The sequence below is a fragment of the Haloferula sp. BvORR071 genome, assembly GCF_000739615.1.
In the GTDB taxonomy this organism is placed as follows: domain Bacteria; phylum Verrucomicrobiota; class Verrucomicrobiia; order Verrucomicrobiales; family Akkermansiaceae; genus Haloferula.
The window spans coordinates 136,239-158,948 of record NZ_BATP01000025.1 but is presented as its reverse complement, the minus strand read 5'-3'; the positions used below and the strand labels follow the sequence as shown (position 1 = coordinate 158,948).

Annotated in this window: 17 protein-coding genes and 1 pseudogene; 8 read left to right on the top strand and 10 right to left on the bottom strand. The window is 62.8% G+C overall.

Features of this window, described 5'->3' with window-relative positions; genetic code table 11:
- Positions 1-383 (bottom strand): annotated as a pseudogene (locus BV071_RS14510) (hypothetical protein); the annotation flags it as partial.
- Positions 384-544: 161 nt separating this feature from the next.
- Between BV071_RS14510 and BV071_RS14505 the strand changes: the two are divergent.
- On the top strand, positions 545-1,279 hold the full coding sequence (locus BV071_RS14505) for a hypothetical protein (protein WP_035608357.1): 735 nt from the start codon (positions 545-547) through the stop codon (positions 1,277-1,279).
- A 69-nt stretch (positions 1,280-1,348) separates the two neighbouring features.
- Positions 1,349-2,464, top strand: a complete 1,116-nt coding sequence (locus BV071_RS14500; protein ID WP_081885997.1) for a glycoside hydrolase family 76 protein — start codon at positions 1,349-1,351, stop codon at positions 2,462-2,464.
- 17 nt (positions 2,465-2,481) lie between these two features.
- Here BV071_RS14500 and BV071_RS14495 read toward each other — a convergent pair whose 3' ends face one another.
- The 4 genes from BV071_RS14495 to BV071_RS14485 form a co-directional block, all read right to left on the bottom strand.
- Positions 2,482-2,997, bottom strand: a complete 516-nt coding sequence (locus BV071_RS14495; protein ID WP_035608353.1) for a hypothetical protein — start codon at positions 2,995-2,997, stop codon at positions 2,482-2,484.
- A gap of 183 nt (positions 2,998-3,180) precedes the next feature.
- Positions 3,181-3,327: a hypothetical protein gene (locus BV071_RS35425; RefSeq protein WP_265594447.1), complete on the bottom strand. Its 147-nt coding sequence runs from the start codon at positions 3,325-3,327 to the stop codon at positions 3,181-3,183.
- A 116-nt stretch (positions 3,328-3,443) separates the two neighbouring features.
- Positions 3,444-5,372, bottom strand: coding sequence for a DUF262 domain-containing protein (locus BV071_RS14490; RefSeq protein WP_035608351.1), 1,929 nt, complete (start codon positions 5,370-5,372; stop codon positions 3,444-3,446).
- A gap of 156 nt (positions 5,373-5,528) precedes the next feature.
- Complete coding sequence (locus BV071_RS14485) at positions 5,529-6,308, bottom strand: hypothetical protein (protein WP_265594446.1); 780 nt, start codon at positions 6,306-6,308, stop codon at positions 5,529-5,531.
- 170 nt (positions 6,309-6,478) lie between these two features.
- Between BV071_RS14485 and BV071_RS14480 the strand changes: the two genes are divergently transcribed.
- From BV071_RS14480 to BV071_RS14470, 3 genes are all read left to right on the top strand, one after another.
- Positions 6,479-9,562, top strand: coding sequence for a WGR domain-containing protein (locus BV071_RS14480; RefSeq protein WP_035608346.1), 3,084 nt, complete (start codon positions 6,479-6,481; stop codon positions 9,560-9,562).
- The gene (locus BV071_RS14475) at positions 9,559-11,208 is read left to right on the top strand and encodes an SWIM zinc finger family protein (RefSeq protein WP_035608343.1); all 1,650 of its coding nucleotides are present in this window, start codon (positions 9,559-9,561) and stop codon (positions 11,206-11,208) included. The genes BV071_RS14480 and BV071_RS14475 overlap by 4 nt, the downstream gene beginning before the upstream one ends.
- A 320-nt stretch (positions 11,209-11,528) precedes the next feature.
- On the top strand, positions 11,529-13,085 hold the full coding sequence (locus BV071_RS14470; protein ID WP_075090919.1) for a reverse transcriptase domain-containing protein: 1,557 nt from the start codon (positions 11,529-11,531) through the stop codon (positions 13,083-13,085).
- A 212-nt stretch (positions 13,086-13,297) separates the two neighbouring features.
- On the opposite strand, the gene BV071_RS14465 is transcribed toward BV071_RS14470, so the two are convergent.
- The 3 genes from BV071_RS14465 to BV071_RS14455 form a co-directional block, all read right to left on the bottom strand.
- The gene (locus BV071_RS14465; RefSeq protein WP_052573360.1) at positions 13,298-15,073 is read right to left on the bottom strand and encodes a ClcB-like voltage-gated chloride channel protein; all 1,776 of its coding nucleotides are present in this window, start codon (positions 15,071-15,073) and stop codon (positions 13,298-13,300) included.
- Positions 15,070-15,510, bottom strand: a complete 441-nt coding sequence (locus tag BV071_RS14460; RefSeq protein ID WP_035608340.1) for a PTS sugar transporter subunit IIA — start codon at positions 15,508-15,510, stop codon at positions 15,070-15,072. Before BV071_RS14460 ends, BV071_RS14465 begins: the two co-directional genes overlap by 4 nt.
- A gap of 82 nt (positions 15,511-15,592) precedes the next feature.
- The gene (locus tag BV071_RS14455) at positions 15,593-17,902 is read right to left on the bottom strand and encodes a hypothetical protein (RefSeq protein WP_035608337.1); all 2,310 of its coding nucleotides are present in this window, start codon (positions 17,900-17,902) and stop codon (positions 15,593-15,595) included.
- A 139-nt stretch (positions 17,903-18,041) separates the two neighbouring features.
- Here BV071_RS14455 and BV071_RS14450 point away from each other — a divergent pair, with 139 nt between their 5' ends.
- On the top strand, positions 18,042-18,860 hold the full coding sequence (locus BV071_RS14450; RefSeq protein WP_035608335.1) for a DUF4328 domain-containing protein: 819 nt from the start codon (positions 18,042-18,044) through the stop codon (positions 18,858-18,860).
- A gap of 3 nt (positions 18,861-18,863) precedes the next feature.
- On the opposite strand, the gene BV071_RS14445 is transcribed toward BV071_RS14450, so the two are convergent.
- Positions 18,864-19,700 (bottom strand): hypothetical protein, encoded by an 837-nt coding sequence (locus tag BV071_RS14445; protein ID WP_035608333.1) that lies wholly within the window; start codon positions 19,698-19,700, stop codon positions 18,864-18,866.
- Between the two features lie 41 nt (positions 19,701-19,741).
- Positions 19,742-20,500 (bottom strand): hypothetical protein, encoded by a 759-nt coding sequence (locus BV071_RS14440; protein WP_035608331.1) that lies wholly within the window; start codon positions 20,498-20,500, stop codon positions 19,742-19,744.
- 135 nt (positions 20,501-20,635) lie between these two features.
- Here BV071_RS14440 and kbl point away from each other — a divergent pair, with 135 nt between their 5' ends.
- The gene (kbl, locus tag BV071_RS14435) at positions 20,636-21,832 is read left to right on the top strand and encodes a glycine C-acetyltransferase (protein WP_035608436.1); all 1,197 of its coding nucleotides are present in this window, start codon (positions 20,636-20,638) and stop codon (positions 21,830-21,832) included.
- A 220-nt stretch (positions 21,833-22,052) separates the two neighbouring features.
- Positions 22,053-22,220, top strand: a complete 168-nt coding sequence (locus BV071_RS35420) for a hypothetical protein (protein WP_265594445.1) — start codon at positions 22,053-22,055, stop codon at positions 22,218-22,220.
- Positions 22,221-22,710 lie beyond the last annotated feature (490 nt).

Genomic DNA, 22,710 nt, shown 5'->3' with positions numbered 1-22,710 from the left:
CTGCCGATCACCACTTGCTTGCAGTGCTCGAGGCCGAGCAGGGCCAGCGAGGTTTGGGCGCGCTTCACTGCTGGCAAGGTTAGGTCGAGGACATCGTGGCCATGGTCGCGCCACTTGCGGAGGCAGGCCTTCGGCAGGCCGGTCAGGGGCACCACCACAGTGTGGGTGGGGGCGCGGTATTCGGTGGCGCTGCCTTCGAGCACTCCGCGGCGGCGGTAGAACTCGCAGAGCGCGGCATCGGGGGCGAGGGGGCCGAGCATGGTGACCGCGCCGCGCTTCAGGCGCAGGTCGAGTTTGGCGAGGGCGGCGCGGGTTTCGGGGCTGTGGCCGGAGGTTTGGGCGCGGCGGAATTCATAGTGTGTGGGTGAAATGCTTGCAGGCATGGGCTTTGTGGGGCAAAGTTCCGGGGCGCAGATTGGTCGTGAGGTGCAAAATCGGACTTACTTTGTATCACAAAGTTAAAATGGCAAGCATCTAGTTTTGTGAGCCGTTTCCGGGGGCCATTTGGCTTGTGGCTGCAAGCCCCGGGGGCTAATCCGCGCGGGTGCAATGGATCGCGGAAACGGTCTCTCCTGAGGCGAGCGAGAACTACAGCCGGCTGCTGGGAGTGGTGGTGCTGCTGGGCTTCAGTTTCTGTGCCCTGATCTTCTTCGTGGTGGCGGTGGTGAAGGCAGCGCGCCTGCGCACCCGGGGCTGGATGCTCTCCGCGGCACTGTCCGGGCTGGCGATGCTGGGTGGTCTGACTTGGGCTGTCTCGATGGTGACCGAGGCGGTGGCCAGTGCGGCGAAGACCGGGAAGGCAGCAGCGCTGCCGCGGGAGGTGGCCAGCGCGGACGGCAAGGTTTCGATCAAGATTCCGGGCTCATGGTCCGAGATGCCGGAGCTGCATCCGGCTGCGGTGATCGCCGTCGGCGACAAGATGCATGAGCAGTATGTGATGGTGTTGCCGACTGGTCGGGCGAGCTTCCCGACCAGCCTGTCGGACTTCGATGTCTTCGTGACGGAAGGTCTCGGCAAGGCGCTGCAGGACAGCAAGGTCTCCGAGCCGAAGACGATCCAGGTGGGTGGTTACCGGGCGATCCGCCGCAGCATCACCGGGGTCCAAGGCGGCCATCGTACCGCCTACGAGCAAGTGGTGATCGAGACCCACAGCACCTATTATCAGATGCTGATGTGGACGATTTTCTCGCACCGCAGCGCGGCGGAGCGGGACTTCAACGACATCATCGCCAGCTTCGCCGCGGAATCGGCCCCGGCGTTGCCGGAGGAGAGCCGATAAGCGGAAAGAAGCGGGCACGCTTGGCGCTGGGTTTTTCCGCGGCGCTGGCTAGAGAGGGACTCTCCTCCGATGAAAACGCCCCGCTGTTCTTGGTTCCGTGCTGGATTGGCTCTGTTGCTTGCGGTGTTGCCGCTGGGCGCGCAGACCGCGTCGCCTTTCCTGGCGAAGGCAACGGAAGTTTCCGATCACATCCAGGACAAGTTCTGGGACCGCAAGTCGCACCTCTATTCGGCCAAGGCGGGGGGCAAGGATCCCGAGCTGATCTGGGGCAATGGCGTGATGTTCTCCTCGTTGGTCGCGGCTGCCCGCCACGACAAACGCTTCCGTTCGATCCAGCGCGATTTCTTCGAGGCGATGGATGCCTATTGGGACGTGAAGGTGAAGATCCCCGGCTACGAGCCGGCACGCACCCAGGGCGGCAGCGACAAGTACTATGACGACAACGCGTGGATGGTGCTGACCTTCCTGGAAGCCTACGAGACGACGAAGGAGTCGAAGTACCTGAAGCGGGCGGAGGAGACGCTGGATTTCGTCCTGAGTGGTTGGGATGAGGAAGCAGGCGGTGGCATCTGGTGGCACGAGAAGCACAAGGGCAACGGCAAGAACACCTGCGTGAATGCGCCAGCGGCCCTCGGTTGCTTCCGCCTGGCACGATGGAAGAAGGAGCCGGAAGCGGCGAAGTGGAATGCGCAGGGCGAGAAGATCGTGGTGTGGACGGTGAAGACCCTGCAGGGCGACAACGGTCTGTTCGGCGACAACATTGATGTGTCCACCGGGAAGGTGAATGGAGGCCAGCTCACCTACAACTCAGCGCTGATGCTGCGGAATTTCCTCTCGTTGCACACACGCACCGGGCAGGAATTCTACCTCGATGAAGCCCTGCGCATGGGCAAGGCCGCGGATGGCATGCTGGACGGGCAGAAGAAGATATACCGCGATCCGCTGAAGTGGTCACACCTGATGGTGGAGGCGGACCTGGAGCTTTATCGCCACACGGGGCAGGACGTTTACCTCAAGCGCGCGATCTCCGATGCGGAGGCGCATTACGCGAAGTGGAAGGAGGGTCCGGCGGAGGATCTGATTACAGAGGCGTCATTGGCGCGGGAGTTGTGGTTGTTGGTGGATCACTCCACGCCGGAGGGGAAGGAGTTTTGGAAAGCGGCGGACAAGGTGAAGGGGAAGTGAGGGCGATTGGCGCCGAGTCATTCGCCGGGGGGCTTGGCTGGCGGTGGTTCTTCCAGCAGCTTCATGGGAACGACGAGCTTCGCCGAGGTGTGGGCGTCTTCTTCACCGAAGAAGGGAGGGGTCTCGATTTCGACCCGGCACACTGGCGGGATGTCAGTGTCCTTGAGGATGCCCCAGCGGATATCGAGTAGCATCTGGTCGGTTTCTCCCGGTTTGATCCGACGCGTTGCATTGCTTCCGCCTTTAAATGGTTGGAACCCGGCGGATCCGATTTCAGTGCCTTCCTTGTTGAAGACGCGGACCTTCCATGCGCCTGTAACCCCGTAGCTCAGAAAGCTGATGGTGTGATCCGTATGATTGTGGAGCCGGACCATGGGACGTCCTGCTCCCCATTCCTCGGTGACTGCAACGTCGATGGAGATGCCGGTGGGTGCGACCTGTTCCCCGGCGCTCGACTGGAGAGGAAGATGGATCGCGGTAGTTGCGAGACAGGCGATCCAAGGCAAAAATTGCTTTTGGAAGCGGTGTTTCATTGGGAGCACTAGCTAAAGTGCCTCCTTGAATTGCTGATTGCGAGTATTTGGTTTCAACCCAGAGGGGAATTGTTGGGGACGTGAAAGGGGCGGCTCAACCCGATCGATTTGCGCGACTCCAGCCGGTTTCCATTTCGGTTTGATGTTGCGTCGGGCACTGCGATCACGAGATTTGATGCACCTTCAGTGCCCGGGCGATCTGATCGGCACTGTAGCCAGCCCCGCCAGATGTGCCCCGAGCAACTCCGGCTCAATGTTCGAGTTTCCCAGACGGTCCCGCCAGTCTCCGGCATAGCGGTAGCCCAGCTCCTCCACAGACAAGCGGATCACCCGTCGCTGGGTCTTGCTTTCGGATTTGCCGATCTGGCTGATGGGGAATTCGCGGGACTAACAGGGAGGTCATGGCATCCCACGCGGCACATGTCGATGCCGCGTGTGGCGGTTGCTTAGTTCCCGCTGCTGGCCGTGTCAGGCGATTCCATGGGAATCCCGATCATCTCCCGTACCATGAAGTCCCAAATCTCCGTGCCGCGCTGGAGGATGAGGGGCTGCCATTGCGAGGATTGGAGCCACTTCTCCCGCGACTCCAGATGCGCCGTGTAGGTGCCGCCGTCATATCTCTCGCTATACGTCTTCTTCGCCGGGTGAAGATTGCCCACCGATGAATTCTCGCCGCGGGTCAGGAGCAGCAGATTGCCGATGCCGTTAATGAAGGCACCGATTTCCTTTAGGAGCTTTTCCTTCAGCTCCTCGCCGGGCTCGCCAGCGTCTCCCCCATAACCGTCAATCCACTTCCAATCCCATTCTTGGGGAAGAATGTGCTCCACCGAAATGACCCTCTTCATGGTCTGGCGGACTTTCGCTCCGGCCCGGATCTCGAACTTGTAGATCACGTAGATCATCTTTTCCCGCCACCAGTAAAAGGCGTTGTTGAGGACGTGCGGCTTGTAGGTGGTTGCATAGTCCAACACCACCTTTTGGAGATCCTTGGTCACGTCACCGCCTCGGAAGCCATCTTTCACGTAGCTCATGAGCACCGTCGCCGGATCCGCGCCTTCCCGGCAAAGCTCCTCGAAGAGCCCTGGGAAATTGTCGCGATAGCTCAGGCGGTAGTACTTGTCGTGGAAATCCCGGGTGAAGAGGAGCCGCTCCCAGAGGACCAGCACCTGCCGCCCCAGCTTTCCAAAAGATTCGCCAGCCTCCGGAGCAATCCTCCGCGCCATCAGCAGGAAAAACTGGCAACTGAGTTCCCGCTCCAGGATCAGGACATCACCCACCAGCCGCTCTCCATCATCCCATGCTGGCAGGAAGCTGCTGGCCAAGCGGACGGATTGCTTGAACTCGCGGGCCACCGCGCGGGCATATTCGACACCTGAAGCTTTGGACCTAGGTTGCTTCTTGTCCAGGTCCACAAAGTGCAGCCGCTTCTCCAAATACTCGATCAGATCGTCGACACTGGCGTTCACAGCCGGGGATTCAAACATCTTCTCCCCGTTCTTGGTCCCGTCGTCGATGACCCGCAGGTGCAGGCGCAGAAGCTGCTCCAAGGTCAGATCGCCGCGGAAGGAACTTTGCTCGAGCAGCTCCTCCATCTGATAGATTTCCCCGAAGTGGGCTTGGATCTCCGCCACCGCAGCGTCCCGATCCCCTTCCAGGTGATCGTAGACGAAGCGGGTCAGCTTGGCCTTCACGATCTCGATGGTGGTCAGCCCCACGCCGCGGGTGTTGTGCATCTCGAAGACACTCACCGCCACCGCCTTGCTTTTCGCCGGGTGATAGGAGCAGTTGGAACGCGTCACCACGTCGATGTAGGCCGCGATCTCAGCGCGATCCAAAGTCGCCGAGGCAAAGGCCTCGTGGAAGCGGGCCAAGGCCAACACGATTCTTTTCTGGGAGCGAGTGAATTCCCTCTGATCGAGCCGGCAGGCCTCACAAATTTCCTTATCGGCGTGTTCATCCTTCCCGGAAAGCGTGGCACCCAGTTCGAAGAGGGCACCCAGGTTGTTTTGGATGAGTTCCAGCGCCCGCCGGTCATAGTTCACCGTGGCAAAGCGCTCGATCAAGCCGAGCGCCCGGTGCCCGGTGGCGGGAGCCAAGTGACGACACACCATCAGGAAAAGGATGAAGGTCGTGATCCTTTGCTGGCCGTCCACCAGCTCCCAGGTCCCCTTCTCCGCCTCAATGATGAAGTGACCGTAGTAGTAGTCATCCGGGCGCGGCCTGAATTTCGCGAGATCCCCGACGAATAGATCGATCTGCTTCTTCTCCCAAGTGAAGGCGCGCTGGTAGTCCGGGATCCGGATCAGCCTCGGGCCACCGTCCCCCAGAAAGATGGATTCAAATGTCGGCGCGGCGGGCGATTCCTCGATCGGCATGGGTTGTGTTGTTAGATTGGGGTCATATCAGACGAACGCTCCACTGGGAACGGTCTTGCTAGAATATTATCCGGCTCGCCAATGGCTTCAGCCGATCACGACCTGAAGTGGCACCGATAGATGTTGGTTCTTTTGGGGCCGATTGACGCCCTGAGCTTACCAGAATGCCGCGGGAGGGATGGGATCTTTACCAGTGGAATAGACCTGCATCATCTGATTGCGGTATCCATCCGCTCCCGACCTCGATAGCACCTGCTGGTTAGCATGCCGGCGCCAGTCTTTGTTTTTTCCGGAGAACAGGCGGGCCTCCATCCGGGCTCCGGATCCACTGAGAATCTTCCGCATCCCATCGATCTCACGACAGGCCGCCACATAGCCTCCAGGAGTGGCCCGGTAACGGTGAGGCAAGCCGGTAAGGATCTCGATGGAAGCCAGGACGTAGTTGTCCACAATGTAGAGACTCCGTCCCGGCGGACTGAAAAAGTAGATCAGCTTGGTGAAGTAGGACGGCCCGAGTCCGGGAAAACGCGACTTCCTTCCGGCCGTGAAGAGTTGGTATGCTTGTAACCCGTCCAAGCCTCCGGCTCTGAGTTTTGTCAGGATCGGCTCGATAAGAGTCCGGCTTTTCCATGTCAGGACGGCATTGGCTGGCCCCTGGCCTCCCCAAGCCATCACGCAGAGGTATGCAATCAAAACAGGAGTCCGGGGATCCCGACAGATCCGCCGGAGCTGAGTCCGGGGCAGAGGGCCCGTCGGCAGCATGTAATGAGGAGGAACATCCGGCAGCTTGCTTGCCCAGCACGCGGGCGCATGGCCCACCGCCCGCTGGGCGTTTGGAGGAATCTCAATGAAGGCGTTCCAGTGAGGTTGCTGATAAGGCGCAGGCATACGACGGAATTGAAGAACCGGATTGAATGCGTCGAGGGGCGAAAGCAACCCTTGGTGATCGTTTATGTGAAGATTCCGTGATCGCGGCTTTCGTGGCCCTTTGGGCTTGTCCGTGTGGGGGCGGAGCTGCTTGGTATGGGGGCGATACACAGGTGCGCAGGGGTGGTGTCTAACAGCTCTGTGGCCTATCTCCTTGATCCTCACGACTCCTCAACTCCTTGAAGCTCGTCCGTCAAAGCCGTCTCTTTTTCCGCGAGGGGAATTCCGACAAGGTCTATGAGGTGGATTTGTGCGAGGCGGGGGCGGGGGAGTTCCTGGTGAATTTCCGCTATGGGCGGCGGGGGGCGGCGCTGCGGGATGGGACGAAGACGCCCTTTCCGGAATCGCGGGCGAAGGCGGAGCAGATTTTCGATGATCTGGTCGGGGAGAAGACCCGCAAGGGCTATCGGGTGGAGGGTGAGGCGGGGATGCGGGAGGAGATCCCGGTGGGGGCTGCTTCATCGGCACCGGCGGTGGATGATCCGAAGCGCCGGGCGATTCTGAAGCGCTTGGCTGAAGAGGCGGAGGGCAAGTCCCCGAAGCCGCTCAAGAAGGGGCAGCGGGTTTGGAAGCTCTCGCGCGTGATCTGGCGGGCAGGGGCCTGGCGGATGCGGGAGGCGGCGGATTCGATCGCCGGGCTGTGTGCCCGGCTGACGGATCCCATGGACCTGTGGTGTGCCGCGTGGGCGCTCGGGCGTTGCGGCGAGGCCCGCCATGCCGTCGCCATGGATCTTTTGGCCGATCGTGCCAGCGATAAGAAAGCGTGGGTGCGGATCATGGTCGCCGAGGCGCGGGCTGCCCTGACGCCGGATGATGGCAGCTTCGAAGAGAAGGTGGCTCAATCGCTGCCAAGTAGCGTTGGCGAGGCCTACTCCAGCGGTGATCCGCAGGCTTTCCGCGCGGTGGTGGAGCCCTTCCTGCGCAACATCGGCGATGTGGAATTTCCGGCCAAGTTGCTGCTGCTCGCGAGCCGCAGCAGCTGGGTGCGGGAGATCGTCCATGAGATGATCCGCCTGCTGCCGGTCGGGCGCGGGACGATGCCCTTCTTCCGCCAAGTACTAAAGGCATCGGAGTTCAAGCTGGATGCGGAGCTCTATGGCCAGGTGATACGGCGTTTCGATCTCAGCAGTCCGAACAGCCCGCTTTACGACTACAGGTCGAGGAACGCCCCCAAGCCGGCCTTCATGCCGAATACGCGGAACTACCTGCGGCGGCGGCCGATGCGCTTCCTCAAGACCGCCGGAGAGAGCGGAGAGGCTGCGCTGTTCGTGCCCTTGGCGACCGGGCTGCTGCTTGCCTACGACGACTCGGTGGATTCTCCCGATGAGACCTTCATCGAGAACTGGACCTACGACCGCGCCGCGCGGCGCAGCGTGCAAGTCCGCAGCTACTATCCGGCCCACAAGCAGAGCCTCGGCTTCCTGTGGTTGTTGCGGGGAGGGCTCGATGCGGTGGAGCTGAATCCGCGGCAGAACTCGTGGCGTTATGCCGGAGGGCGGCGCAGCGAGTTGGTCGGGCGCGAGGAGGCTTTCCCGGAACTCTGGGATCAGGCACCGGATGCAATCATGCACCTGCTGCGGCATGCGCGCAGCGCGGTGGTGCAGAAGTTCGCGCTGCGGATCTGGCGCGCGAATCCGGTCTTCCTGGAGGAGGCGGACATCAGCTTCATCGCAGACTTGTTAGGTTCATGGCATGCAGAGACGAGTGCCCTCGGGTTGGAGATCGCGAAGGCGCGCTGGAATCCCGGTTCGCCGGATCTTTTGCTGCTGCATGCGATGCTGGCGTCCGGGCTGGGGGAGGCGCGGGTGCATGGCATCGCCTGGCTCAGTGCCTGCCAATCGACCGCCACCACGGATGCGAACTTTTTGGCCTCCGCGGCTTTCCTGGCGCATGAGGACGCGCGGATCGCGGTGCGGGACATCCTGCGCGCGACGCGGATCGATCCGCAGGTGCAGCGTGACTTCACGGCGCGCGTGATCTCCGCGCTGCTGGCGATGGACCCGGAGGATGCGCCACAGTCCGGCACGGCGGTGGACTTCCTGCTCTTGCTGGCACCGGATGAAGTCGCGGCGCTGCCTGTCACCCATCTCGCCGAGCTCGCGGCGCATCCGCTGGAGGCCTGCCAGTTGCTGGCGGTGCAGATCCTGTTGAAGAGGCCCTCGGTTTCGGGCCTGCCGGAGAATATCCTGCTGGCCGCGCTGTCGTCGGAATTTCCCGCGGTGCGCAAGCTCGGGATGGAGCTGCTAGGCAAGTTGTCCGCCCACGAGTTGGCCGAGCGCACGGAGACCTTGGCTGCTTGTGCGGTCTCAACGCATCCCGAACTTCGCGAAGGTGCCGAGCCATTGTTGGGGCGCGCTGCGGCTTACAATCGCGAGGCCGCGCGCGAGCTGGTGATCCAGTGGTATCCGCTGCTGTTCCGCGCGGAGAGCTTCGAGGGGCTGCATCAATCGGTCTATCGCTTGCTCTCCGGGCCCTTCGTAGCGGAGCTGGATGTGATCCCTGCTGACTCTTATCCGCGGATGCTGGAGTCGAAGTACGGCTACGGCCAATCGCTGGGCTTCGAGATCCTCAAGCGCCAGACGGACAATCACGATACCGAGCAACTTGCCGAATGGGCGGTGCATTCGCTGGTGGCCTTGCGCGAGTGGGCCTTCGAGCGGCTGGAGCGCAGCCCGCAGAAGTTGCGCGACGATCCCGGGATGGTGCTCGGCTTGCTGGAGAGCGATTTCGATGACACCCGCGAGCGCGCCTTCGCTTTCTGCCGCCGCGAGATCCGCGATGGCGATTGGACGCCGGAAGCGCTGGTGGCCATTTGCGACTCGAACCAGCAGCGCGTCCGCGATTTCGGGCGGGAGTTGGTCACGCGGCTCTTCCAAGAGCAGGACGGGCCGCTCTACCTCGCGCGCTTCAGCCAGCATCCATCGACGGAGATCCAGCTTTTCGCTACGAACTACCTGGAGCGCTTTGCCAGCGGATCGGCGGAGCGGATCGCAAGCTTGGATCTTTATTTCCGCACCGTGCTGTCGCGCATCGGTGCAGGCCGCATTGCGAAGCAGCGGGTGCTGGCTTTCCTGGAAAGGGAAGCGCTGGCTGCCGAAGCGATCGCCGGGCAGGTCACCCCCTTGCTCGCCCGTCAGTCCGGCACGGTGGCGATCCAGGACAAGGCGGAGATGATCCGCATCCTGGATGCGATCCGCCGGCAGTGGCCAGCGATCCCGAATCCGCTCAAGCCGGTGAGCGTTCCCATTCACGTGCCGTCATGATCTTCCAGTATCAATACCGCGGCTTCAGCAAGGTACACGCGACTCCGCGCGCGACGGCGATGAGCTTCGTGCCTGACGGCAACCGACCGCCGATGGGCTTCAAGGGCCGCCTGCGCAGCAAGCTGCCCTTCCGCGAGGCGATCTGCGCGCTGCATGAAGTGGTGGTGGGCGATCTGCGTTGGAAGCCGAAGGAACGAGGCGACTACAAGGAGTGGGCTGCGACGCAGGAGGAGGCATGGCTCGCCGAGTTCATGGCGAAGAGCGCGGATATCAAGGGCCGGGTGGCCGCCGTGAACCTGGAGCTCTCTGAGGTCCGGAAGAGCAAGATGGGGATGATGAAGGCCTTCCACGATGCGCGGAAGCGCTACTGGGACCATATCTACAAGACGGACCGCGACCTGTGGTTCATCCTCGATCCCGTGATCACGGTGCATCCGGATCAGGTCTTCTTCGAGTGCTTCAGCCAGGATGAATCGAGCTACGCGCGGCTCTCCTGCAAGCATGAGGTTTTCCAGAGCATCGGCGACTTTACCTGCGGCACCACGAACATCGACTACTCCGCGCCTTTGTACGATGAGTTTCGTAAAATCCGCGATTACAAGGAGACGGAGCTGGCGATTGATCCGGAGGGATTCGAGGTTCAAACCGGCCCCGATCCTGCGCACCGCGAGGTGAAGATCGATGTGCCTGACTCCTGGGTGCGCGGTTTCCTGCAAGTCAGCTCGGCGATCACGCTCGATGGCACGACGGTGGATCTCGATCCGATGGACTTCCATGCGATCTGTTTCCCCCTGAAGCGGCGCAAGGAGAAGAAGGGGCCTCGCTCGCTGCGTTTCCAACTTACGCCGGGCCAGCCACCGGTGATCACGGTGGATCCTTGGGGCACGGAGATTGTCTGCCGTCGCTCGCATCATCACGCCACGGAGAAGGTGGAGATCCGCCTGTGGGGCCGCCGCCGTTTGCTGGTGCTGGAGCAGATGATTCCGGTCGCAAGGCGGGTGCGGGTGAATCTGTTAGGCTACGGGATGCCCTCCTTCTGGGAGGTGGACATGGGCGAGATGAACTTCACGCTCGGGCTCTCCGGCTGGACCGCGAACGACTGGTCGCGCGACGGGATGTTCGATTTGCTCGCGCCGCGCCATGCCGTCTCCACGGAGGCGACGGAGATGGTGCTCGGGGCGTTGGGGCGGAAGTGGTTTTCGCCAGCATCCGCGTTGGCCGCGGAGCTGGGGATGGCGCAGGCGGATGTGCTGGGTGCACTGATCGCAGGCACACAAGCGGGGCTGGTGGTGAAGGATTCCAACAGTGATCTGTGGCGCGCCCGGGCCTTGAGCCGCGAGCCGCTGCCGCTCGACAAGCTGCGCTTCTCCAATGAACTGGAGGCAAATGCCCGCATTCTGGTGAAGCATGGCGGGGTGATGGCGCGCGAGGAACAGCGCCTAGATGGCCGCTATCTCCAGGGCACTGTGACCGATGGCAAGTATCACCATCAGGTGGATGCCACGATCGATGCCGACGAGCGCCTGGTGAAGGCCAAGTGCTCCTGCAATTTCTATCAACAGAACCAGCTTCGCAAGGGGCCCTGCGCGCACATCATCGCGCTGCGCATCGCGAAGTCGAAGCAGCCCTCCACAGCCACGAAGTAAAATGACAACTGTGGAGACATATTTTCCTTCCGCCGTGCGGAGCGCGCGGCGTAAATCATTTCAGACAGCGGCGGGGGTGTGGATCTTGCCATCCGGTCGGCGTTTCGCCGTCCATGTTCACAGCCTAGCAACGCTTCACCGATCAGCTCGTGACTATGCGACCCTTCTCACTGGTGTCGCTATTTCCGGGGCTGCCTCCGTGAGGCGAAATAGCGACACCAGTGAGGGGTCGCTCGAGTTGAGCAGCCCGGTCCTCCGAGTTGTACGAAGACGCCGCCCGCCGCTGTCCGTTTCTCTCTTCTCTCCTGCAGAGTAGCGCCATGCCCAGCCGCCAGGAACTCTACGACCAGATCCGCGCCCGCGGGGGCAAGGACCAGTATACCCTGGAGGAGATGGTGCGCACCGGCTTCTGGAAGCCGGGGCAAGCCGAGACCAAGGCTTCCGAGGAGCTGATCCGCCGTGAGGGGGAGCTGGTCAAGGAGCTGCGGGAGCTCAACGAGAAGCAGCGGCTCTACAAGAATCGCGAGGCGGCGCTGAAGGAGATGCGCCGCGAGCGGCTGGCAGCTTCACGCCAGAAGCAGAAGGAGAACAAGGCGAAGCGCGAACAGGCGCGTGCCGACAAGGCGGCCGCGTGGGAGCGACGCAAGCAGGACGAGATCCTCTTCCTCGGCGAAGGTGCATCGACACAGCTCAACAAGATCGAGTCGCGTGTCGGGCATCTCTTGCGCCACGGCCTGCCGGACTTTGCGACGCACCGCGCGCTGGCGCAGGCGATGCTTACCAATATCGGGGAGCTGCGTTTCCTGGCTTATGGCCGCAAGGTGGCGAAGGGCGGGCACTACCGCCGTTTCCTGATGCCGAAGAAGACCGGCGGGCATCGCTTGATCTCGGCGCCGATGCCGCGGCTCAAGCAGGCGCAGCACTGGATCCTGCACCAGATCCTGGAGAAGGTGCCGGTGCACGCGGCGGCCCATGGCTTCCGGACGGAGCATTCGATTCTAACAAATGCGGGGCCGCACATCGGGGCCTCGCTGATGATCAATCTCGATCTGCGCGACTTCTTCCCGAATATCACCTGGCCGCGGGTGTTCGGGCTTTTTCATGCGCTCGGGTATTCGCGTTCGATTGCGACGATCTTCGCGCAGCTTTGCACCGAGCCGCCGGTGGAGGAAGTGGATCTCGATGGTGAGACATGGCAGGTGGCTACGGGCGTAAGGCATTTGCCGCAGGGGGCACCGACGAGTCCGGCGATCACGAATTTGCTTTGTAGGCGCATGGATGCGCGGATGACGGGGATCGCGAAGAAGCATGGGTTTGCTTATACGCGCTATGCGGATGATCTGACTTTCTCCACGCAAGGCGGGGATCGCGATGCGGGGCGGAAGTTGTTGTGGCAGGTGCGCCGGGTGATCGAGGAGGAAGGCTTCCAGATCCATCCGGACAAGCTGCGGACGATGGGCAAGGGCCGCCGCCACGAAGTCACCGGGGTGGTGGTGAATCAAAAGTTATCGGTGCCGCGCGAGGATGTGCGGGCCTTCCGGGCCTTGTTGCATCGTTTGGAGGCGAAGGGGCCTGCCGCTTGTGCTTGGCGTGGAAGCGGGGAGAGGATTTTGGCGCGGGTCAGTGGATTCGCGAACTTCCTGAGCATGGTGGATGAGAAGCGCTATGCGCCGCTGTATGATCAGGCGATGAAGCTGGCGGCGAAGCATGGCTACCGGCACGAGATCCGGCATCCGGCGAAGAAGGTGGATGTGCCGCCGCCGCTGCCGCCGGGGACTTATGTGAAGCGGGCGGAGGAGAAGAAGGCCGGGGGTGAGGTGCAGGAGTCAGGTGGTGGGCTGCTTTCGAAGGTGATGAGGTGGTTCGGGAAGAAGTAGGGGTTGAGCTGCTTCCGTGGAGAACGTTTGGTGAATCGGAACGCGCTGCGATCCCTTCGGGATCGAGTCGTTTTTATCGCGGCAAACCGGGGGTGTCGGCTTCGCCTCAACCCCCGGCTACTGTAGCTTCGATCCCTATCGGGATCGGAGGAAGGGCTGCCACCAGAATTGCTCTGCCCGGGCGGTGCCAGCGACAAAAATGTCGCTGCTCCTTATGCCTCTGCTGAACGCGGCTTGCCGGCGAGGAAGAGGAGGATGTCCGAGCGGGTGACGGCGCCGAGGAAGGAGCCATCCGGTGCGGTTACTGGTAGTCTGCCGACGTCTGCGGCGGAGAAGAGGTCGAGTGCCTCGCTCATGGTGTGGCCGGGGGCGAGCCGCGGTGTTTCTTCGTGCATGACGTCCCGTGCGATCAGGAGTGATTCGAGCTCGGGCTGGTCGAGGTAAGGCTTGATGTCGTGCAAGGAGACGATGCCGAGGAAGCGATCGCTCGCATCGACGACATGCAATGAATCATGCCGGCTTTGGAGGAAGGCCTTCGCGACATCGCCGAAGCTGGCTTGCGGGGGCAGGCAGGTGCTGTCTTTCGCGACGAGTTCGCCGACCTTGAGGGTTGCGAGGTGTTGGGCCACAGCGGCGGCGCCCTTGCGTTCGAGTGCTTCGCCGTAGAGCGGACGGACGCCCATGCTACGGCAGAGATAGTAGCCGGCGCCGCTGGCGATCACCGCGGGAATCAGCACCTGGTAGTTCAGGGTCAGCTCGAAGAGCATGATGATGGCCATCACCGGGGCACCGGTGGAGGCGGCGAGGAAGGCACCCATGCCGACCAGCGCGAAGTAGTCCGGATTCAACCCGGCCCATGGGAAAAGCGCGGCGCTCGCGACGCCCACCAGATAGCCCCAGGCCGCGCCGGCGAAGAGTGTAGGAGTGAAGACCCCGCCCACAGCGCCGGAGCCGAAGGTCGCGGCGGTGGCGAGCAGCTTGCAGACCAGCGCCACCGCGAGAAGCTGCCATGCACCGGGGCCGTGTAGCACCGAGTAAACCAGCGCGCGGCCATTTCCCACGACCTCAGGGTGGAAGATCGCGATCCCTCCCACCACGAGCCCGCCGAGCATCAAGCGCGCGGGTGCCGGCAGGCGGAGAAGGTCGAAGCAGGCCTCGCCTGCTTTCAAGAGGCGCAGGAAGACCGGTACGAGTAAGCCGCTGGCCAAGCCTAACAGGAGGTAGGCGAGCAGCTCGGCGTTTGAGTTCATTACAAAGACCGGCGCCGGATAGATGGCCTCTGTTCCATAGAAGGAGCGCGTGACCAAGGTTGCCACGATCGAGGCAATCACCAGTGGCCCGAAGGCCTCCATCGCCATCGAACCGAGGACAATTTCCGCCACGAAGAAGGCTCCGGCGATGGGTGCGTTGTAGGCACTCGCGATCCCTGCCGCGGCACCGCAGGCGACGAGTTGGCGCTTGCGGGCGAGGGGGAATGAGAGCCAGCGGCCGGCGAGCGATGCGGCGAGCGAGGAGAGTTGCACCAGAGGGCCTTCGCGACCGATCGATGCGCCTGAGGCACTGGAGAACCACGCTGAGACGGACTTCACCAGGCTGACCCGCACCGCCAGATTGCCATCGCCGACGACCACGGCTTCCATGTAGTCCGCCGAGTGGGCCTTCGCCTTGTAGCGGCTGCCGAGCCAGAGCGTGGTGCCTGCCAGCAGGCCGCCGAATGCGGGCACTGCGATCCGCTTCCAATCCGGCAGTCCTTTGAAGCTTTCGACATAGCTCTCGGCATGGCCGCCGGTGAGCAGCGCGTGGAGCCACTCGGTGGCCTCCTTGAAGCCGATCGATGTCCATGCGCCCGCGAGGCCGACCAGCGCCGCCCAGAGCAAGGTGAGCTGCGAATCGCCCACCCGCAGCCGTTCGGCCAGCCAGATCCGCAGCCGGACCAGGCGGCGGGTGCTAGTGCCCAATTCGGCGGGCGTTCCGGCGGGCAAGCTCATGATCCCTGAAGATGCTGCCGGAATGATGCCTCATCCGGAGCATCGAGCAAGGCCTGCAACACCGCCGGATCCCGCAGGCGGCGGGCGAGGAAGGCGGTCATCGCCAGATACTCCGCGATGCGGTGAGGCGGCACGCCGAAGAGGAAGACGAGGCGCACCGGGGTTTCACCGAAGAGCACGGGTTCCGCGCAGCGCGCGGCTGCGAAGACGATCTCCTTCACCGCCGGAGTCCGCGCGTGTGGCAGTGCCACCCCGTTGCCTAACAGCGGCGGGTTCTCCTTTTGGCGCTCCAGCACTGCGTGGACAAAGCGCCGGTGGTCCGAGACCGCGGGATGGCCGGCCAGCGTGGCGGCGACCTCTTCAATCAGGGCAGTTTCGCTGGGAGCCGCGAGCCCCAGGGTCACCGGGGTATCGCTTGGCAGGGTGCAGGCAAGCATTGCCTGATCCTTACGACGGCCAGGGCCTTCCGGCACCAAAAAAGCGTCGCGCGCTTTGGAGCGGGCTGGGAATATCGAATCCTTAGCGCAGCAAGTTGTCGGCCTCAGTTATCCATTCGCCGTCGCGATAGACCTCCGACTGCAGCGGCAGGGCGGGGGAGACGAAGGGCAGGGCTTCGCCGTTGGGTGAGAAGATCCGGACTTCCACGCCCGGCAGATCCTTGCCCGGTCCGCGTGGCAGGATTGCGGCGGCTACGCCGTCCATGCTGCTCATGTGCAGGTCGCCGGCCTCGGTGAAGTCGCCGTTGCCATTCGCGTCGATGGCCAGCAGCTCGCCACTACGGGAGTCATAGTATTCGAAACGCAAGGCCGACTTGGAGCGCAGGCGGAAGGGGATGGCGGCGGCTTGGCCCACTGGCATGCCGATCTCGTGGAAGAGCGAGACCGAGCGGAAGGGATTGGCCTCCAGCAAACTTGCATCCAGGACCACAGTTTCCTTCGCATCCGAGGTCCAGCGAATAGACCAAGTGCTTGCGGGGATGCTGTTTCCCGCGCTGGTCCACGAGAGCTTCACCTGCGATTCGGTCACGCCTTCGTTCGCGGCGATGGTGACCGGCAGCACCGATTCTCCTCCTCCGGAGATGGTCTGTGGGATCTTGAGTGCCTTCACGGGCGAGCCAGCGTGGAAGTGTAGCTTGTTGCCGCTGGCTTCTGCGCCGGGGCCTTCGATCACCAGCTCGCCGTGTGTCGCGGTGGCCGCGGGGTTGAAGGCGACGAAGCGGGTGCGTGCGGCTTGGCCGGGTGCGGCGATGCTGTGGACCTCCACGGGTTGTAGGCGCACTTGGGGGGCTTCGGTTGCTGGTGGGAGCGGTGCGGTAGGTGCCTCTGCGAGCGCCTCTTTCTCCAGCTCGGGGGTGAGATAGCGCTTCTGGTAGTCGGGTAGGTCATGCGCTGCGGCGCGGGCTTGTTCGTAGGCGGCATGCGCTCCGTCCTTGTCCCCGAGTCGCGCCTTCTCTAGGGCGATCAAGTTCAGGGCGCGGGAGCGGCGTCCGGCGGGTGCGTCCGGATTGGCTTTCAGCCAGGCTTCGAGTTCCGCCAGCACCGCGCGGGCGCCATCGGTATCTCCGGCTTTGAGGCGCGCGTTGAAGAGATCGTGAAGAAGGGCGGGTTCGTGGAGGGTCCAGTGGAAGGCGCGGGTCAAGCGCAGCGCCTCGGTGATCATCGGGATCGCTTCCGCAGGTCGGCCGCGATCGAGCAGATACTCGCCGTATTCGCGGTAGAGGAAGGGCTCGCCGCGTTTGCTGCCGAGCGCGCGCATCTTGGTGAGCAGGGTGGCGAACTCGGCATCGAGATTGTCTTCGCCATGCTCCGCGCGGGCGATCAGGCTATCGCGGCCAGCATAGGCGGCATCGGTCTCGTAGCCTTCCGCGGCGTGGCGCTTGGCATCTGCGGCGAGGGCGTCGCGGGCCGCCTGTGATTCCTTGAGATCGAGCTCCATCTTGGCGATCAAGCGCTCGGTGTCGCGATTGTGATCCGCCGCCAGGATCCCGGCGATGCCGCGTGCCTCCTCGAGGATCTTCTCGGAGGGGCCTTCCCACTGGGAGAGATTGCGGAGCAGATTCAGGCGCAGATTGAGCCGCTGCCTGGACTCGTCTTCGTTTTCAGCGGGAAGGTCCAGCAGCTCGCGCTGGGCGGCGATGGCCTCCGCCTCGTAGCCGAGGAAATCCAACAGCATTGCTCGGCTGGCGAGCACCTTGAAGCCGTAGAAGCGCTCGTTCTTGTCCAACCGGCTCCACTGCGCTTTGAGATGCACAGCCGCATTATCCAAGAGCGCACGTGCCTCCACGGAGCGCCCGGCATAGTCCAAGTATTCCGACTCCCGCTCAAGCAGACGCCAGCCACGGCTGCGTAGGGCGGGCGACAGCCACTTCACATGATCCAGGGTGATCGACGAGCCGTCTGCGGTGGCGGCCGGATGTCCGCCGCCCAGGGTTAAATATCCGGCTCGGTTCGCCTGCCATGCCGCGCCGAGCTTGCCCTCGGCATTGAGGCCGCGCTCCAAATAGCCGAAGATCGTCGAGAGTCGCGGGTCGGTCTTATTGTCCGCCGGGAATGCCTGTAGCGCGTCCAGCACGGTGCGGGCGGACTTGCCGCTCTCGATCACCTTGCCGTTACGATAGAGGAACTCGCAGACATTCGCACCGGCGGCAGTTGCGTAGTCGGTATTGCCATCTGCGATTGCGAGCTCGAAGCTGCGCTGCATTCCCGCTGTCGCGGCTTCCAGATTCCCGCTCTTCTCAAGTTCGCGGGCCCCGTAGAATTCCCGGATGTAGTCACCGCCTTGGGAGACGATTGGCAGGAGCAAGAGGCTGGCGAGGAGATGGCGTTGCATGCGGCAAGTGGAACGAGGGCGCGGCGAGATTGCATGAGGGCCGTGTGAAGTTGCAGAGAAATCCGCCCCGCGTTATTGTGACGATTCAGACAAGTCGTGCATATCCCGGAGATTTATGCCAAGGGATGCCCGCCTTTGCATGGATCCCGAAGACGCGAACAATCCCTATCTCCCGCCGGTCACGGCGTCGCCGCCAGTCCCGGAGGAGAAGGGGCCGCTGATCGATCCGCGGCTGCGCGGCGGTTTTGCCGCCGGGATGATCCTGGTGAATTTGCTGATCTTTCTCAGCAGCGCCTTCGTGCCGCCGTCGTGGTATGACCGGGATATCCTCTCGGCCCTGCTGACCGGGAGTCGCCTGATCGCCATCGTGGCCTTTCTGGTTTGGTTCCACGCCTGCGCCACCAACGCGAAGAAGATGCACCGTGGCGGTGGCGTGAGCAGTCCGGGCTGGGCCGTCGGCTGCTTCTTCATCCCTTTCGTGAATTGGGCTGCACCCTGCCTGGTGATGATAGAAGTGGTGAAATCGACCTTCCGTCATCGTCCGGCCCGCGAAATGTCCTATGTCCCCATCGTCTGGTGGATCTCCTTCCTGACCTGGAATGTTTCCCTAAGATGGTCGGATGCCGATGCGAAGGCGGCTTGGGTTTCCATCGGCGCGGTTCTCACCGCTGCGGGAGCTGTCACTTGGCTGATCGCGCGGATCAGCATCACCCAAGCGGCCTTCCGCTGGACGGATCTGCCCGATCATGAGCGGCCCACCTATGTGCCGCCGCTTCCTGCCGGCTCCGTCGTTCGCCCGGTGCCTGCGGCATCCGCCGATGGCCGCCCGCGGATGCTGCCGAATGTCATGCCTACAGCACCTCGGCCGGTGAAACCGCCGGCCGGGCGCCTGGTGCCACCGCCGCCGCCACGGCGAGCCGCCCCGGCGCCCGTGGAGCCGGAAGGCGGCGAGGCCTGAGATTCACTCCGAGGGATCGATCCGCACCAGTGTGATCCAGCGCTTGTCGGATGGCTTTCCGTCGAGCCCGCGCGGCGGCTCCATCACGGAGAGCAGGCGCCACTGGGTTTCCTTCAGCCGCACCAGACCGCCCGTGCGAAAGCTCTGGAACATCGGCATCTCGATCAGCGAATCCTTCTCGCCATAGTGAAGGGAGCCCGGGGCCTCGACACAGTCGAAGCTGATGGCGAGGTCCCACTTCTTGGCATCGATCGTCACGGGTTGGGCTTCGACCTCCAGGGTTTGGCCGGTGTTCCGCGTTTCGAAGGAAGTGGGGCAGGCGAATTTGCCGGCTGTGGACTCCAGCCATTTCTGCCATTCATTCGGGGGCTTCGCTGCTCCTCCGGCGGGCGGGGCGGCCGGGAGTTCCGGTGGTTCGTATTCGGTGGGATAGATCCACTCCGCGATCGATTCGTTGCTGCCCTTCGTCGATTGGTCGATCGCCATCACCGGACTGAAGATGAGCTTGGCCGGCAGCTTCGTCGTGAGGAAATCATCCCGCAGCTTCGCGAGGGCCGCGGGATCCTTCACGCCATCCAGCCAGCGGACCGAGTCCAGCGCGGTGATCTCCCAGGTTTCCATCCGGAACTGCAGCGGTGCCCGTGTTTGGGTGGCGCGGTCGGCATTGATCGGCAGATTGGTGGCTTTGCCTCCTCCGGCGAAGGGATCGGCATTGCCCTCATCGCTCTTCGTGCCGTCGGCAGGCACCGGGGTGCGGGCTTCCGCCGGCTTGTTGTTGTCTTGGGCGAGGGCCAAGACCGGGAACAGGACCAGCAGTGGGAGCAGAGGGTAGGTTCTCATCGGATGATTGGAGAAAAAAGGGGGCTTCCGTTTCCATCGATTCACCGCAGCGCATCCAGTCGGACCAAGGTGACCCAGCGCTTGTCGGAGGGCTTGTTCTCCAGCCCGCGCGGCGGCTCCATCACGGATAGGATCTGCCACTCGCCCTCCTTGAGGCGGAGTTCGCCGGTGTTGCGGAAGCTATTGAAGATCGGCATCTCGACCTTCAGGAGATCCACACCGAAGTGATCGGTGCCGATATGGTGCACATCGTCCATCGCGATCCGGACGCTCCAGGTCTTGTCCATATCCGGGATCGAGGTGATTTCAGCTTCCAGGGTGAGACCGGTGTTGCGGGTCTCGAAGGAAGTCGGCGTCGTGTTCTGAAGGGCCTCGTTTACGATTTGAGGCCAAATTTTCGCGGGATCTTTCTTGTCGGGTTCCCCCGAGAAGCTGCCGGGTAGTTCGGGCGGCTCATACTCCGTCGGGTAGATTCTCTCGGTGATCGATTCCGCGCTGACCTTGGACGGCGTGGCGGAGGTGATGGCGCTGCTCAGCACCAGCGCGACCCCCGGCGCGCCGCCCAGGCACTGCTCCCGCAGATTCGCCAGATCCTTGGCGGTCACGACCTCGTCGAGCTTCCTTGCCACCTCCAGCGCCGGGGCCTCCCAAGTTTCGAGGCGCAGCCGGACCGGCGGATTTTGGTCCACCACCGGCGCCGGCGTGGCGGGCGTGGGGGCGAAGGGATCCTGTACCGCCTCTTGGGCCGGGGCGATGGACGGGAGCAAGAGACAGAGCGCAAGGGGGAGCAAGGTTTTCATAGATGGGGATGTTGTCTGAAACGGATGCCGCCCGTGATCTATTCGGTCAAAATGCGCAGCCGCACCGTTTCCGCAGCTTCTCTGCGCGAAATCAGCATTCCGTCGGCCCCGTTTGCCGTTCAAGCTGAGGCCGCCATGTATTCCGACGCGCTCGCTTCCCACCTCCGCACGACGCTCTCCGAAATCGAATCCGCCGGGCTCTACAAGCGCGAGCGCCTGATCGATTCGACGCAGAACTCGATCGTGCGCCTCAAGGACGGCCGCGAGGTGATCAACATGTGCGCGAACAACTACCTCGGCCTCGCCGACCACCCGGAAGTCGTCGCCGCCGCGCGCGCGTCCGTGGACCGCTGGGGCGTGGGTATGGCCAGCGTGCGCTTCATCTGCGGCACCCAGACGATCCACAAGCAGCTTGAGGAGAAGATCTCGGAGTTCCTCGGGACCGAGGACACCATCCTCTACCCGAGCTGCTTCGATGCGAACGGCGGGCTCTTCGAAGTTCTGTTAGGCGCGGAAGATGCGGTGATCTCCGATGCGCTCAACCATGCCTCGATCATCGATGGCGTGCGCCTCTGCAAGGCCAAGCGCTTCCGCTATGCGAACAACGACATGGCCGACCTCGAGGGCCAGCTCAAGGCCGCCGATGCCGATGGCGCGCGCTTCAAGCTGATCACCACCGATGGTGTCTTCTCGATGGATGGCATCATCTGCGACCTCGACCAGGTGCACGCCCTTGCGGACAAATACAACGCGCTGGTTCACTTCGATGATTGCCACTCGACCGGCTTCCTCGGAGCGCGCGGCCGTGGCACGCACGAGCACTGCGGCCTCTTCGGCAAGATCGATGTGACCACTGGCACCTTGGGCAAGGCGCTTGGCGGTGCCTCCGGAGGCTATACCTCCGGCAAGAAGGAGATCATTGAGCTGCTGCGCCAGCGCTCGCGACCCTACCTGTTCTCAAACACCATCGCACCGCCGATCGTGGCCGCCTCGCTGAAGGTTTTCGAGATGCTCGAAGCCTCGACCGAACTAGCCGACCGCGTGAAGGCCAACACCGAGTATTTCCGCAATGCGATGGCGGGTACCGGCTTCACGATCGCTGGGAAGGATCATCCGATCTCCCCGGTGATGCTGGGTGATGCGGCGCTCTCGCAGGAGTTCGCGGACAAGCTGCTGGAGCATGGAGTGTATGCGATCGGCTTCTTCTTCCCGGTCGTGGCGCAGGGCAAGGCGCGGATCCGCACGCAGATCAGCGCGGCGCATACGCGCGAGCAGTTGGACAAGGGGATCGAGGCCTTTGTGAAGACCGGGAAAGAGCTGGGGGTGATCTGAGCCCGGCTCTTCCTTGTCCCCGTTCAGCCCGCGGTGTAAGAGTCGTGGATTGACGGAAGATCCCTATAGTAGCCCGAAGGAGGATCCCGCGGGGATTTCGCAGAAGCGCGATCCCACGCCCTTGCAGCGCAGCGTCGCCCGTTGCGCATTTGTGATCTATGGCGTGATTTTCCCTCTCGCGTTATTTGCGGGCTGCTCGTGCCCGGGATTTTTTGCGTGCATGGGCGTTTGTGCCGCCGTGGCCTTGGTCGCGGGGTCGAGAGTCCAGCGGATCGTTGCCTTCGCATTGCTGCTGGTGGCGATCCTCGGATTCACCTTCGAGCTCCGCGAGGAACAAGAGATGTCCCGCCGGATTCAGCGTCTCCGGGAGGCTCCGACACGGCGGTAGGAAGGAAGGGCGCGGATTCGGACGCAGATCAGCGCGGCGCATACGCGCGAGCAGTTGGACAAGGGGATCGAGGCGTTTGTGGAGACGGCGAAGGAGGGGGTGATTTAATACCAAGTCCGATGGTCGAGGTGACTATTGCCAAAGGCAGGAGGCACCACGAATAAAACCCAATCACACGAATCAAAGGCAAGAAGGCCCCGATAATCCGAGGAATCGCCCCGTTAGGTCGCACTTTCAGTGCTCTTGTGGTCGCCGATACGGGATTCCCGGGACGATGCCCCGGGCTACGATAGGATGCACCTTCGGCGCGGTAGAGGTCCTTTAATTAGCGCGCATTCTGAGCTGTGCCGTTGGGACGAAGAGTGTCGAGGCAGCACCTTGAGCGAGTGCGCTTCGCCTGCGCTTGGTTGCCTGTATGGCGCGGCAATATTAGTAAAGGCTGTTCAACTATTTCTGATACTCTAGTGTGCGCACGATTCCCGTCCTTGGA